At 50.1% G+C, this 14,006-nt stretch carries 15 protein-coding genes; 6 read left to right on the forward strand and 9 right to left on the reverse strand.

The genetic code is table 11. The annotated features are described in order from the left end of the window. The first annotated feature begins 4 nt into the window (after nucleotides 1-4). Entirely contained in the window at nucleotides 5-478 is a 474-nt protein-coding gene (gene trmL / locus DFO57_RS20500; protein ID WP_013027712.1) for a tRNA (uridine(34)/cytosine(34)/5-carboxymethylaminomethyluridine(34)-2'-O)-methyltransferase TrmL, read from the forward strand. Here the strand turns inward: trmL and cysE are convergent. The 5 genes from cysE to DFO57_RS20525 form a co-directional block, all read right to left on the reverse strand. Continuing rightward, a complete protein-coding gene (gene cysE / locus DFO57_RS20505) occupies nucleotides 475-1,296 on the reverse strand; it encodes a serine O-acetyltransferase (protein ID WP_013027713.1) in 822 nt (273 codons plus the stop codon). The genes trmL and cysE overlap by 4 nt on opposite strands. A 66-nt stretch (nucleotides 1,297-1,362) precedes the next feature. Further along, nucleotides 1,363-2,379 carry an NAD(P)H-dependent glycerol-3-phosphate dehydrogenase gene (gene gpsA, locus DFO57_RS20510; protein WP_199226581.1) on the reverse strand — a complete coding sequence of 339 codons (1,017 nt, stop codon included), beginning with the start codon at nucleotides 2,377-2,379 and terminating at the stop codon, nucleotides 1,363-1,365. Further along, a complete protein-coding gene (gene secB, locus DFO57_RS20515; RefSeq protein ID WP_013027715.1) occupies nucleotides 2,379-2,849 on the reverse strand; it encodes a protein-export chaperone SecB in 471 nt (156 codons plus the stop codon). The genes gpsA and secB overlap by 1 nt, the downstream gene beginning before the upstream one ends. Before the next feature lie 36 nt (nucleotides 2,850-2,885). Further along, nucleotides 2,886-3,140, reverse strand: a complete 255-nt coding sequence (grxC, locus tag DFO57_RS20520; protein ID WP_013027716.1) for a glutaredoxin 3 — start codon at nucleotides 3,138-3,140, stop codon at nucleotides 2,886-2,888. A 16-nt stretch (nucleotides 3,141-3,156) separates the two neighbouring features. Then, nucleotides 3,157-3,588: a rhodanese-like domain-containing protein gene (locus DFO57_RS20525; RefSeq protein WP_013027717.1), complete on the reverse strand. Its 432-nt coding sequence runs from the start codon at nucleotides 3,586-3,588 to the stop codon at nucleotides 3,157-3,159. Nucleotides 3,589-3,840: 252 nt separating this feature from the next. On the opposite strand from DFO57_RS20525, the gene envC reads away from it, so the two are divergent. Both envC and DFO57_RS20535 read left to right on the forward strand, forming a co-directional pair. Next, nucleotides 3,841-5,142, forward strand: a complete 1,302-nt coding sequence (gene envC, locus DFO57_RS20530) for a murein hydrolase activator EnvC (RefSeq protein ID WP_105088933.1) — start codon at nucleotides 3,841-3,843, stop codon at nucleotides 5,140-5,142. Then, nucleotides 5,143-6,054 carry a divergent polysaccharide deacetylase family protein gene (locus tag DFO57_RS20535; RefSeq protein WP_110015645.1) on the forward strand — a complete coding sequence of 304 codons (912 nt, stop codon included), beginning with the start codon at nucleotides 5,143-5,145 and terminating at the stop codon, nucleotides 6,052-6,054. Nucleotides 6,055-6,140: 86 nt separating this feature from the next. Here the strand turns inward: DFO57_RS20535 and tdh are convergent, their stop codons facing one another. Both tdh and DFO57_RS20545 read right to left on the reverse strand, forming a co-directional pair. Then, complete coding sequence (gene tdh, locus DFO57_RS20540) at nucleotides 6,141-7,175, reverse strand: L-threonine 3-dehydrogenase (protein ID WP_013027720.1); 1,035 nt, start codon at nucleotides 7,173-7,175, stop codon at nucleotides 6,141-6,143. A 9-nt stretch (nucleotides 7,176-7,184) separates the two neighbouring features. Further along, nucleotides 7,185-8,381 carry a glycine C-acetyltransferase gene (locus DFO57_RS20545; RefSeq protein ID WP_110015646.1) on the reverse strand — a complete coding sequence of 399 codons (1,197 nt, stop codon included), beginning with the start codon at nucleotides 8,379-8,381 and terminating at the stop codon, nucleotides 7,185-7,187. Nucleotides 8,382-8,609: 228 nt separating this feature from the next. On the opposite strand from DFO57_RS20545, the gene rfaD reads away from it, so the two are divergent. From rfaD to rfaC, 3 genes are read left to right on the forward strand one after another with little or no spacing between them, the layout of a single operon-like run. Continuing rightward, nucleotides 8,610-9,542, forward strand: coding sequence for an ADP-glyceromanno-heptose 6-epimerase (gene rfaD, locus DFO57_RS20550; protein ID WP_014604756.1), 933 nt, complete (start codon nucleotides 8,610-8,612; stop codon nucleotides 9,540-9,542). A 17-nt stretch (nucleotides 9,543-9,559) separates the two neighbouring features. Then, entirely contained in the window at nucleotides 9,560-10,618 is a 1,059-nt protein-coding gene (gene rfaF, locus DFO57_RS20555) for an ADP-heptose--LPS heptosyltransferase RfaF (protein ID WP_110015647.1), read from the forward strand. Beyond that, nucleotides 10,606-11,574, forward strand: coding sequence for a lipopolysaccharide heptosyltransferase RfaC (rfaC, locus tag DFO57_RS20560; protein ID WP_078829335.1), 969 nt, complete (start codon nucleotides 10,606-10,608; stop codon nucleotides 11,572-11,574). The genes rfaF and rfaC overlap by 13 nt, the downstream gene beginning before the upstream one ends. 34 nt (nucleotides 11,575-11,608) lie before the next feature. On the opposite strand, the gene DFO57_RS20565 is transcribed toward rfaC, so the two are convergent. Both DFO57_RS20565 and DFO57_RS20570 read right to left on the reverse strand, forming a co-directional pair. Beyond that, complete coding sequence (locus DFO57_RS20565; RefSeq protein WP_029569276.1) at nucleotides 11,609-12,817, reverse strand: O-antigen ligase; 1,209 nt, start codon at nucleotides 12,815-12,817, stop codon at nucleotides 11,609-11,611. Then, nucleotides 12,814-13,983 carry a glycosyltransferase gene (locus DFO57_RS20570; protein WP_029569277.1) on the reverse strand — a complete coding sequence of 390 codons (1,170 nt, stop codon included), beginning with the start codon at nucleotides 13,981-13,983 and terminating at the stop codon, nucleotides 12,814-12,816. Before DFO57_RS20570 ends, DFO57_RS20565 begins: the two co-directional genes overlap by 4 nt. Between the last annotated feature and the right edge of the window lie 23 nt (nucleotides 13,984-14,006).

Here is a 14,006-nt window from a genome sequence, read left to right on the forward strand (position 1 = left end):
CCTTATGCTTAACATCGTATTATTTGAACCAGAAATCCCACCTAACACCGGCAATATTATTCGCCTGTGCGCCAATACCGGTTTTCAGCTCCACCTGATTGAGCCACTGGGCTTTGCCTGGGACGATAAGCGCCTGCGTCGCGCCGGGTTGGACTATCACGAATTTACCGCGATCAAATTTCATGCTGACTATCAGGCTTTCATCGCTACCGAGCAGCCTGAGCGCCTGTTTGCGCTGACCACCAAAGGCACGCCCGCACACAGTGCGGTCAACTATCAGTCTGGGGATTATTTGCTGTTTGGACCGGAAAGCCGCGGGTTACCCGCAGAGATATTACAGGCTCTGCCCGCAGCGCAAAAAATCCGCATTCCGATGATGGCGGAAAGCCGTAGCATGAACCTGTCCAACGCGGTATCGGTAGTGGTTTACGAAGCGTGGCGCCAACTCGACTATGCTGGCGCACTGATTAAATCTTAAATACCATCGCCAAACTGGAAGCCTGCACCGTTACCGTTAAAGTGTTGATCCATATCCATTGACGGCTTTTCACTGCCGGGCTTGCCGACGATGCGCGCAGGAACCCCGGCGGCGGTGGTATGTGGCGGGATAGATTGCAACACCACGGAGCCGGCACCAATCTTGGCACCACGGCCTACCTCGATATTACCGAGGATTTTCGCACCCGCGCCAATCATCACCCCTTCACGAATTTTCGGATGGCGGTCGCCGCTGGTTTTTCCGGTGCCGCCAAGTGTTACTGACTGCAGGATTGATACATCATTTTCCACAACGGCGGTTTCACCGATCACAATCCCGGTGGCATGATCCAGCATGATCCCATGACCAATTTTGGCAGCCGGGTGAATATCAACCGCAAAGGAGACTGAGACTTCGTTTTGCAGATAAACGGCCAGAGCGCGTCGGCCTTCATTCCACAGCCAGTGCCCGATACGATGCGCCTGAAGCGCATGAAAGCCTTTCAGATAAAGCAGCGGCGTGGAGTATTTATCAACCGCAGGATCGCGCAGGCGAACCGCCTGAATATCACAAGCAGCAGACGCAATCATTGAGGGATCTTCACGGTATGCTTCTTCTACCACTTCACGAATAGCGATAGCAGGCATGATCGGATTCGCCAGCTTATTGGCCAGCATATAGCTAAGAGCACTGCCAAGATTCTCATGCTTAAGCAATGTCGCATGGTAAAAGCTGGCCAGCATCGGCTCGCAGTCTGCCAGCGCGCGTGCTTCCGCCTTGATATTGTCCCAGACCAGTTCTAACTCATCAGACGACATGCTGTTTTCTCCCGATAAAAAAGCGCCTTGATCGGCGCTGCAGGTGATGATGCCTGGCTTCCTGCTTTAGTTTGTACTGTTTTCGTCCTTCCTCGAACGCCCCAGCAGGCTTAATGCTGCATCTCGTGCCGGTTTTCCGCAATAGAGCACCTGATAAATCTGCTCCGTAATGGGCATTTCAACCCCGACACGTGCAGCCAGCGCTTTGACTTCTTTCGTATTTCTGTAACCTTCTACAACTTGTCCGATAATGCGTTGTGCGCCATCGACCTCTTCACCCTGCCCCAACATCATGCCAAAGCGGCGGTTACGCGACTGATTATCGGTACAGGTCAGCACCAGATCGCCCAGGCCTGCCATCCCCATAAACGTCGTGGGATCGGCACCCAACGCTGCGCCAAGACGGCTCATCTCTGCCAGTCCACGGGTGATTAATGCCGTTCGTGCATTCGCGCCAAATCCGATACCGTCCGATATCCCAGCACCAATCGCGATCACATTTTTAACCGCGCCACCCAGCTGAACCCCGATAAAATCGGGATTGTTATACACGCGGAAACTTTTGCCGCAGTGCAACCGCGTTTGCAAATCATCCGCAAACTGCGTATCGGTTGCCGCCAGCGCAATCGCCGTAGGTAAACCCGCGGCCAGTTCTTTCGCGAAGGTTGGGCCAGATATCACCGCCAGCGGAATGGCCTCACCCAGGATTTCCCGGGCGACGTCCTGCAGCAAACGACCGGTTTCTTTTTCCAGCCCTTTCGTCGCCCAGACGATACGCGAGTCCTCACGTAAGCCAGGTTTGATCTGCGTCAGCACTTCGCCAAAGACGTGGCTGGGTACGATCACCAGTAGATCGCGGCTGGCCGCAATGGCCCTGGCGAGATCGGGTTCAATCGTCAGATTATCGGGAAAGGGAACATCAGGCAGGAAAGCGAGATTGCAGCGGTCTGACTGCAGCTGTGCCATGTGGGCGGGATTATGGCCCCACAACAACACGGGATGGCCATTACGGGCCAGCGTAATCGCCAAAGCGGTGCCGTACGAACCGGCACCGATGACGCTAATCGAAGCGTGAGTAGTCATCAGGCATCCTGATGTTGCGCGGCACCTTCTTCGCCTTGCTGCTGCTGCAGATAGTTCATAAACAGCGCATCAAAGTTCACCGGCGCGAGGTTAAGCTGCGGGAACGTACCACGAGAAACCAGACTGGTGATGCATTCACGGGCATAAGGGAACAGAATATTCGGGCAGTAAGCGCCCAGGCAATGCGCCATCTGAGTGCCGTCGATACCGCCGATGGTGAAAATGCCCGCCTGCTGCACTTCACACAGGAAAGCGGTATCTTCGCCAACGGTCGCGGTTACAGTCACACGCAGCACCACTTCATACACTTCATCAGCCAGCTGCGAAGAAGCCGTGTCCAGATCCAGCTTAACGTCTGGTTCCCACTCTTTCTGAAACACTTGTGGCGCGTTCGGCGCTTCAAAAGAAATGTCTTTCGTGTAAACGCGCTGAATCTGAAATTGCATTTCGTTGGTGTTATGTTCTGACATGTGACTAAGTCCTGTAAGTTAATATGTCTGGCGTAATTACGCCTGAAGTAACGGATCTAAACCTGCACGATCGTTGAGCGCCATCAGATCGTCGCAGCCGCCAATATGCTGACCGTCGATAAAGATCTGCGGCACGGTAGTCCGGCCACTGCGCTTAATCATCTCTTCGCGTTTTGCCATGTCCCCATCAATGGGAATCTCCTGAAACGCCACGCCTTTTTGACTCAGCAGCGCTTTTGCCCGGTGGCAATAAGGACAGGTTGCTTTGATGTAAATTTCAACATTTGCCATAGGGACCTCAGGATGATTATTTACCGCGAACCAACGGCAGATTTTCGCCGCTCCAACCACTGATACCGTCTTTCAGAACGGCAACCTGGGTAAATCCAGCCGCGCTCAGATGGGCAGCAGGATCTGCCGCGCTTTGTCCGGTTGCGCATACAACAATTATGGGCTGTGCTTTATGCTTTTCCAACTCGCCTAAACTGCCTTTCTTGATATCTGCTGCAGCCACATTTATCGCGCCCGAAATGTGCCCCTTGCGGTAATCATCACGCGAACGCACGTCTACCACTACCGCGTCCTCTTTGTTAATGAGTCGGGTTGCTTCGCCTCGACTGATAGTTTTTACTTTAGAGAACATTCCTTTAACGGTAGTCACAATCACCAGTACGAGTAAGACGACCCATGCCAGACTCAGGATGGGGTGATTGCTTGCAAACTGCATAATTTCTTGCATGAGGGGTAACGACTCCAGACCGGGCTAATAAGCTAAAACAAGGCTTCTGAGTATACCTGCGCCACTTCGCATGTACAGACGCTAAGCGGACAGAGTGACGATTTGTGCGTCATTTTCCAAAAAAATTGGCTGAATGGCAAAAATGTCGTGGCGCTTGTCCCTTGTCCTGATGAAAATGGATCGCACTGAGAAAGCAAAAGCCGGTCGGCAATGCTGGTAAGCAACTGTTCATCGTGGAATAATCATCGGCCTATGAAGGGAAAGACAACCGTTCTACCAACATGGACTCGTTACAACGGTCGTCCCCTGCCGTTGTTTACACGCTTGTCCGTCCTGTCTTTTAGCCTGCTTTATGCGGGCATATTGTTGTTTCCTCTACCCGGCTTATCGGCGGATGACAACAAAGCCCAGCTGAAATCTATCCAGCAAGAAATTGCCGAAAAAGAAAAAAGCGTAAAAGCCCAAAAGGTTCAGCGCAGCCAGTTACTTAATCAGCTACAAAGTCAGGAAAAGATCATTGCTCAGGCAAGTCGACAGCTACGGGAAACCCGTAACAGCCTGTCGGCCCTGAAGGGTGAGATTACCCAGGTCACCGCCTCGGTTTCCCGTCTTGAAAAGCAGCAGGCCCAGCAGGAAAAGCTGCTTGCTGAACAGCTGGACGCCGCCTTTCGCCAGGGGCAGCACAAAGGTTTGCAACTTCTGTTAGGCGGTGAAGAGAGTCAGCGTAGCGAACGTATCCTCGCTTACTTTGGCTATCTGAACACCGCACGTCAGGAAAATATCACCGCCCTGCAAACCACCCGTCAGGAATTAGCCCAACAGCGCGCCTCGCTGGAACAAAAGCAACAACAGCAGAAAACGCTGTTAACCCAGCAGCAAGAACAACAAGACAAACTCCAGCAAGCCAGCGCCGCGCGTAAAAAAACGCTCACGTCTCTGGAAAGCGCCCTGCAGAAGGATCAGGCTGACCTGGTTGAGATGCGCCAGAACGAAAGCCGCCTGCAAGATAAAATCGCTCGTGCCGAGCGAGAAGCCCGTGAACGCGCCGCCCGTGAGGCACGTGAGGCAGAAAAAGTGCGTCAGCGTCAGGTGCAGGCGAAAGCGAAAGGCTCCAGTTATCAGCCAACACAAAGCGAGCGCGAGCTGATGGCGCGAACGGGCGGACTGGGACGGCCCAACGGTCAGGATATCTGGCCGGTACGCGGACGCGTCGAACATCGGTTCGGTGAGGAACTGCAAGGCGAATTACGCTGGAAAGGCCTGGTCATTGCGGCTCCGGAAGGCACTGAGGTCAAAGCCATTGCCGATGGTCGTGTGTTGATGGCCGACTGGTTGCAGGGCTATGGTCTGGTCGTAGTTATCGAGCATGGTAAAGGGGATATGAGCCTGTATGGCTATAACCAAAGCGCCCTCGTCAGCGTAGGTGCCCAGGTGAAGGCCGGTCAGCCCATTGCGCTGGTGGGCACCAGCGGTGGTCGCGGCACGCCTTCGCTCTATTTTGAAATCCGACGTCAGGGTAAAGCGGTCAATCCAGTTCCGTGGTTGGGAAAATAAGTGTTAGTTCATCGTTACCAGATTACCGCCTTGCTGTGCGGACTGTTGCTCAGTTTCGCGTCCCAGGCCGCTAAGCTCGCCATCGTCATTGATGATTTCGGCTATCGACCCACGGAAGAAAATAAAGTGCTGCAAATGCCGAAGGCGATCTCTGTCGCGGTGCTTCCTGATGCGCCCTATGCACGTCAGATGGCCATCAAAGCGCATCAGGGCGGCCGTGAAGTTCTGATTCACCTGCCTATGGCGCCGTTAAGTAAGCAACCGCTTGAGAAAAACACCTTAACGCCTGAAATGAGCCGCGCGGAAATCGATCGCATCATCCGTAGTGCGGTCAACAATGTCCCCTATGCAGTGGGGCTGAATAACCATATGGGCAGCAAAATGACATCGAGCCTGCCGGGTATGCAAAAAGTCATGCAGGCGCTGAATCAGTACAATCTGTACTTTCTCGACAGCATGACGATTGGTAACAGTCAGTCACTGCAGGCCGCACAGGGAACGCACGTCAGGGTGCTTAAGCGTCGCGTATTTTTAGATGACAGTCAGGATATCAATGCGATTCGACAGCAGTTCAACCGGGCAGTCAGTCTGGCCCAGCGTGATGGCTACGCGATTGCGATCGGTCATCCGCATCCCAATACCGTGCGGGTGCTGCAACAAATGTTGCCCTCGCTGCCCGCAGATATCACCCTGGTAACGCCGGGTCAGTTGTTGAATGAACCGCTACGCAACGGCAACGCATCGCCAGCCAAAATCACACCACACAGCAAGCCACTTCAGGGCTTCCAGCCGCCTGGTGAATGTAAAGTGAAGCAGCCGCTGGCACCAGTTCCGGCTAGCCGTGCGCTGAGCGTTATTGGTGAAAGCATTACAGAAAGTCCGCTTTATCATCGTATTGATGAACTGTTCTAAAAGACTCAGCACCAGGCATTAAACCTGGTGCTGAGCAATCACATTACGCAGACAAACGTTATCTTTCTTACTCGCTACTCGGGCGATCAAGGCGACGTCCAGTCCAGAATCACCTTTCCAGACTGCCCCGAGCGCATTTCATCAAAACCCTGCTGGAAGTCATCAATCGGGTAACGGTGAGTGATAATCGGGGTGAGATCCAAACCTGACTGAATCAGCGCGGCCATCTTATACCAGGTTTCGAACATCTCACGCCCATATATGCCCTTAATAAACAGTCCTTTAAAGATCACCAGATTCCAGTCAATAGCCATTTCTCCCGGAGGAATGCCCAGTAAGGCCAACCGCCCACCGTGATTCATCACCTCAAGCAAGGTTCGGAAAGCGGGCGGTGCACCTGACATTTCTAATCCCACGTCAAAGCCTTCTTTCATGTCCAGCGCATGCATGACTTCACGCAGATCTTCCCTGGCGACATTGACCGCGCAGGTCACGCCCATCTTGCGGGCCAGTTCAAGCCGGTAGTCATTAATGTCCGTGATCACGACATTCCGCGCACCGACATGGCGGCACACCGCAGCCGCCATAATACCAATAGGGCCGGCACCGGAGATGAGTACGTCTTCACCGACCAGGTCGAAGGATAAGGCGGTATGTACCGCGTTGCCGAAGGGATCAAAAATCGCTGCCAGCTCGTCGGAAATATTGTCGGGAATTTTGAATGCATTAAAGGCGGGAATAACCAGATACTCTGCAAAGCATCCCTGGCGGTTAACGCCAACGCCTTGGGTATTTCGACAGAGATGGGTACGGCCTGCGCGGCAGTTTCGGCAGTGCCCACAGGTGATATGCCCCTCACCCGAAACCCGATCGCCTATGTTAAACCCTTTAACCTCCTGACCAATAGCCACCACTTCACCGACATATTCGTGGCCGACAATCATGGGGACCGGGATGGTTTTACGCGACCAGTCGTCCCAGTTGTAAATATGTACGTCTGTCCCACAGATGGCGGTTTTACGAATTTTTATCAGCAGATCGTTGTGACCCGGCTCGGGAACTGGCGCATCAGTCACCATCCAGATGCCCTGCTCTTTTTTCAACTTAGCCAGTGCTTTCATGGTTAATCCTCAGGCAATGACGCCAAGTTGTTTACCAATGCGCGTGAAAGCTGCCACCGCCGTTTCGAGTTGCTGCTGGCTGTGCGCTGCTGAAATTTGGGTTCGGATGCGTGCCTGACCTTTTGGCACAACCGGATAGAAAAACCCGGTGACATAGATGCCTTCCTGTTGTAACAACTGAGCAAATTCCTGCGCGACGCTGGCTTCTCCCAGCATGACCGGAATGATGGCATGATCGGCGCCGGCCAGCGTAAAACCTGCCGATGTCATTTTTTCGCGGAAGAAACGTGCGTTGTCCCACAAACGCTGACGCAAACTGTCGCCTTCGCTTAATAAATCCAGCACGCGAAGAGAAGCCGCGACAATTGCCGGTGCCAGCGAGTTAGAGAACAGATAAGGCCGTGAGCGCTGACGCAGCCATTCCACCACCTCTGCTTTGGCAGCAGTGTAACCGCCTGATGCGCCGCCCAGCGCCTTGCCCAGCGTGCCGGTGATAATGTCGACCCGGTCCATGACGTCGCAATACTCATGTGTTCCGCGACCGGTACTTCCGACAAAGCCAACCGCATGGGAATCATCGACCATGACAAGTGCGGAATAGTCGTCTGCAAGATCGCAAATGGCGTTCAGATTGGCGATCACGCCGTCCATTGAGAACACGCCGTCCGTGGCAATCATAATGGTCTTCGCCCCGTTATCCCTGGCTTCCTTCAGGCGGTCGCGCAGTTGCGCCATATCATTGTTAGCGTAACGATAGCGCTGTGCTTTACACAGGCGTACACCATCAATAATCGATGCATGATTGAGTGCATCAGAGATGATGGCATCTTCCGCGCCCAGTAAGGTTTCAAACAGCCCGCCGTTGGCGTCAAAACAGGAGGAGTAGAGAATGGCGTCCTCCATTCCCAGAAAATCGGCGAGCTTTTTTTCCAGCTGTTTGTGTATATCCTGAGTACCGCAGATAAAACGCACGGATGCCATGCCAAAACCGTGCGAATCCATGCCCTCTTTGGCTGCCTGAATTAAGGCTGGGTGGTTGGCCAACCCCAGGTAGTTATTCGCGCAAAAGTTAATTACGGGACGATCAGGCCCGACCTCAATTTCTGCCTGCTGTGCGGAGGTAATAATACGTTCTTTTTTGAATAAACCTTCACGCTGGGCGGCGTCGAGTTGCTGCCGGATATGTTGGTAAAAATGCGCTGGCATTATCCTGCTCCTGATAAGGTGGAAATCTGGCAAATATTACTGAACATATCGCCTTTCTACGCTTAATCGACCAAAAGAATGTTAATTTTGCAGCATAGTTCACGCCATTCTGTTGGATGTGCAGGACCTTACAGAGTCATCTGGCTGTCTGGAGCGGGATGAAATGTTATGATGTAGGCATTACGTGTGAAATGTCCCGTTTCAACTCAAAACTTTAAAGGTAACAGTATGATTATCGTAACCGGTGGCGCAGGAATGATCGGCAGCAATATTGTCAAAACGCTGAACGATCGCGGTCACAACGACATTCTGGTCGTGGATAACCTTAAAGATGGCACCAAATTCGTGAATCTGGCCGATCTGGATATCGCTGATTACATGGATAAAGAAGAATTCCTGACCTATATCATGTCAGGTGAAGATCTTGGTCCGATTGAAGCCGTTTTTCACGAAGGTGCCTGCTCAGCCACCACCGAGTGGGACGGTAAGTACATGATGGATAATAACTATCAGTACTCTAAAGATCTGCTGCACTTCTGTCTTGAGCGTGAAATTCCGTTCCTTTACGCTTCTTCTGCCGCCACCTATGGTGGACGCAATGAGAATTTCATTGAAGAGCGCCAGTACGAACAGCCACTGAATGTCTACGGCTATTCAAAAATGCTGTTCGACCACTACGTGCGTCAGATCCTGCCTGAAGCCTCCTCGCCGGTATGCGGCTTTCGCTACTTTAACGTTTACGGCCCGCGTGAAAGCCATAAAGGCAGCATGGCAAGCGTGGCGTTTCATTTAAACACGCAGATTAGCAATGATGAAAATCCAAAGCTGTTTGAAGGCAGCGACGGCTTTAAACGTGATTTTATTCATGTCGATGATGTGGTGTCGGTGAATCTGTGGTGCTGGGAGAATGGGATTTCCGGCATCTATAACTGCGGAACAGGCCGCGCCGAATCCTTCCAGGAAGTGGCAGATGCGGTGCTTAATTTTCACCAGAAAGGCCAGATTGAGTACATTCCTTTCCCTGACAAGCTGAAAGGCCGCTACCAGGCTTACACGCAGGCCGACCTGTCTAATTTACGCGCAGCGGGTTACGACAAACCGTTTAAGACCGTGGCACAGGGCGTTTCTGAATATATGGTTTGGTTAAATCGCAACGTCTAAAGGAATAGATACCGGTAATGAAAATTCTGGTGATCGGCCCGTCGTGGGTCGGCGATATGATGATGTCGCAAAGTCTCTATCGTACCCTCAAGGCCGAACATCCTGACGCAGTGATTGATGTGATGGCACCTGCGTGGTGCCGTCCTTTACTTTCACGGATGCCTGAAGTGAATCAGGCGCTGGCGATGCCGCTGGGTCATGGCGCGTTAGCGCTTGGCGAGCGCCGTCGGCTGGGCAAATCGCTCCAGGCCAGCCATTATGACCGCGCTTATGTTTTACCCAACTCTTTTAAATCAGCGCTGGTTCCCTTTTTTGCCGGGATCAAGCGCCGTATTGGCTGGCGCGGAGAAATGCGTTACGGCCTGTTAAACGATTGTCGGGTACTGGATAAAGCCGCGTTTCCGCTGATGGTTGAGCGCTATGTGGCTCTGGCTTATGACTCACCAGTCCGCTCAGCGCGGGAACTGCCGCAACCCCTGCTAACGCCTCAGCTACAGGTCAGTGAACAGGAAAAAAGTGAGACGTCCGCGCAGTTTCAGCTGACTCCCGAGCGGCCGACGATTGGTTTTTGTCCCGGTGCAGAGTTTGGGCCGGCAAAACGCTGGCCGCATTTTCACTATGCGACGCTTGCCCAGCAGTTAATCAGTGAGGGTTATAAGATTCTGCTGTTTGGCTCGGCTAAAGATCATTCCACCGGTGAAGAAATCCTGTCTTCGCTACCGGAAGCGAGCCGTGCACATTGCCGCAATCTGGCTGGCGAAACGCAGCTGGAACAGGCTGTTATTCTGCTGGCTCAGTGCCACGCAGTGGTCAGTAATGATTCGGGCCTGATGCATATTGCCGCAGCGTTAAACCGACCGCTTGTCGCCTTATATGGTCCCAGCAGCCCTGACTTTACGCCGCCTCTGTCTGACCGGGCACGTATTCTCCGTTTAATTAGCGGCTATCATCGTGTACGCAAAGGCGATGCCGGGCAGGGCTATCACCAAAGTCTTATCGATATTCAGCCCGCACAGGTTCATGAAACATTGAGCACGTTGTTGCGCGAAGTCCAGGAGGGGACATGCACGTCCTGATCGTCAAAACCTCCTCCATGGGAGACGTCCTGCATACGCTGCCCGCACTCACCGATGCCATGCATGCCCTGCCCGGAATACGCTTTGACTGGGTGGTGGAAGAAAATTTTGCACAAATCCCGACCTGGCATCCGGCAGTGGATAAGGTTCTGCCTGTCGCCATTCGACGCTGGCGTAAACACTGGTTTGGCAGCCTGCAGCGTGAAGAGCGCGTGCGTTTCAAGCGTGAGCTTCAGTCTCGTGACTACGACATCGTGATCGACGCTCAGGGGCTGATTAAGAGCGCCGCGCTTGTGACTCGTCTGGCTAAAGGCGTTAAGCACGGCCTGGACAATCGTAGTGCGAGAGAACCTTTCGCCAGTTGGTGGTATGACAAAAAGCACGAGATCAGCAAGCAACAACATGCAGTCGAGAGGACGCGTGAGCTGTTTGCTAAAAGTCTGGGTTACGATAAACCCCCGTCTCAGGGGGATTATGCAATTGCTGGCCATTTTCTGAAGCCCTTATCACAGCATGAGAGCCCTTATCTGGTATTTCTTCATGCCACTACCCGTGATAACAAGCACTGGCCAGAAGCTCACTGGCGAGAGTTGATTGAACGTGTCCGGCCAGCGGGCTTGCGTGTAAAGCTGCCATGGGGCGCTGAACATGAACATCAGCGTGCGCTGCGTCTGGCTGAAGGTTTTGAGCACGTAGAAGTCTTGCCTAAGCTTTCTCTTGAAGCCGTAGCACAGCAGTTGGCAGGCGCAGATGCCGTAGTGTCGGTAGATACAGGGCTGAGCCATCTGACCGCCGCACTAGACAGGCCCAATATCACGTTATATGGCCCCACCGATCCGGGTTTGATTGGGGGTTATGGGCAAAATCAGTTCGTACTCAAATCCACTGATAACAATCTTAACAGTATTACTCCAGAGAAGGTGTCAAACGCGCTCGGTCCGTTACTCGACAAATAAAAAACGAGCAGAGTCAATCTGCTCGTTTTGTCTTCTATGCCTGTCTTTTAATTAACAGATAGACAGGTACCCCCAGCATAAGCACTATTGCACAGCGTAAATCAATAAATAAAGTGTCAGTCAGGCCATAAATAAAATTAGGCGTTAAGAGCAAAATGACGCCGGCAATACTTTCATTATTTTTTATGAAAATATAGGCCAGTGAAAAAAAGAATGATGCCAGTAGCAAAGCGCCCCAAATACCCCTTAAGCTAAGGCTATCAATGAATTCATTATGCATATGAAAATCTATTGCACGTAATGCTTCAGGATTTTTATGTTCATATTGATCAATATAATTTTTAATCTCAATATAACGCTGATCTGCACTTTGACCCATTGGGTGTTTTGCAAAAGCATACAGTCCTGCTTTCCATAAACTAAATCTCGCACCAAGAGAAGTATTTCCATTATTGGCATTATAATCTTTAATCTCACTTGATGTAGAGACAATTCTTTCGAAAGCATTGTAAAACGGCTTATGATTAATAAAAAAAGTGATCGCAATGATTGCAACCATCAGTAAGATAATGTTCCTGTTAATAAGTTTTGACTGAGCCAAAAAAACAAAAACCAATATTGGGTAGGTTAGTATAACAGACCGCGTCTCAGTAAGTAACAGCACATAAAACCCAAGAAGAATGACTAAGACATTCAATAAAAATGAAAACTTTGTTTTTAAAGTCGAAGTAACATATATAGCCGCAAAAGCCTGAATAGCATAGACATAGGCTACAGTAGTCGCAACAGTTTTGATTTCCAGTCGGACACCCGGGTTTTGGTAATGAATGAGAATCCCTTGCACGGAAACATATAAAAAACCTACAAGAATCAAAATCTTGGAAAACAAAAAACCATTCTTTGAGATATATTCTTTCTGTTGCGCAAGGTAGTAAATGATAACGCTCGCCATCAATATGCGAATCGCTACGTAATAATAGTTTTCATCAACTGAAAACATTACAATTGAATGGAAAAACTTAGCATGCAAGATAAGTCCTAAAGCGAGGAAGGCACTCGTCAGCGAAAAATAAAAGACGCTATCTGTCTTTAAATTCCGTCTGTTCAAAAAAATATCAAAAAATGATATTATGAATGCTATAAAAAGTGCATTGCGACAGACTGTTGACGCATTCAATGCAGTTGAAAAAGATACACAACTTAGTGCGAGTACTATTGCTGGCACTTTAAATTTTATCGTCATTTCATTTTTACCTGGGTAAGAAAATCTTCGATGTTCTTAATCATATCGTTTCTGTCAGACAGGATCATATTCCTTTGCTCAATCCCCTCCAGAAAACGCAAATAGTTTCCTTTTTGTAATATTCCTTCAATTGCATCTGCACCATCAAGATAAGAAACGATCATGGGTTTGTTAATTTTGTTATTTACAGGATCATATACAAACTTTCTTTCAACATCAGCAGGGTAGCCTGTCTGGCTAATATAGTCTTGTATGCTCAGCGTCGGTTTGATACCTATTCCGGTTACCTCATGTATATTCACTTCTGGTTGTCCGTCAACGACAGAATAAATACAGGGGACTTTATGCAACTGTGCATCAAGACAGGACAAACCAAAACTTTCTGCAACAGACAGACTCATATAGAGGTGAATAGAATCATAAAAATCACCTAAATCCTCCTGATAACCAAGGAAGCTGACATGTTTTTCTAGTCCTCTTTCTTTGACCAAAGCTCTCAAGTGCGTTTCTTCTGGCCCTTTTCCGGCAATCAAAAGACGGGCATTGATATCGCGTTTGAGTAGCTCAGCCACCATAAGCACAGAGACAGCAATCCCTTTTACACCAGCCAGTCGCGAAGCAGTCCCCAGAATTAACTCATGCTTTGACGGAGGTGTTTTGAGCCTCATATTGGCTTTAGGGACAGGTAATGTATTGGGAATAATTTTTACAGGCACACTTATCGATAATCGCATCTGCATCATCGCTTTCGATGCTTTGCTGGGAGCAATAGCGGCATCAATGTAATTTATAAATTCACGCGTGCGTTGATTATTATCGAATACCCATGACGAACCATGGTCATAATAAACGGTTTTAACGTCACGCGGCTTACCTGATAAGCGAGGTATAAGATCCCATACCACCAACACATCCGCTCCTTCTCTTTCAATTCGTTTTTTAAGGACAACTGGTCTTAAAAAAGGAGGGAATTTTATTTTAGCAAAAGGGAAAATCTTATTTACAAATTGAATGTCATGACCGACCAAAGATTGCTTGATGCTCGGGTCTACATTGTTACTTATGCAAAATATTTTATTTTGTAAATTGCTCTCGCTAATAAATTGCAAAAAGATTTTTTCAGCCCCACCCATTTTATCCAGGTTGATAATATGAATCACCTTCATAACATTATTCCCTACTATTTATT

Origin of the sequence: Pantoea sp. AG702 (assembly GCF_003182295.1) — a bacterium.
GTDB classification, from domain to species: domain Bacteria; phylum Pseudomonadota; class Gammaproteobacteria; order Enterobacterales; family Enterobacteriaceae; genus Pantoea; species Pantoea ananatis.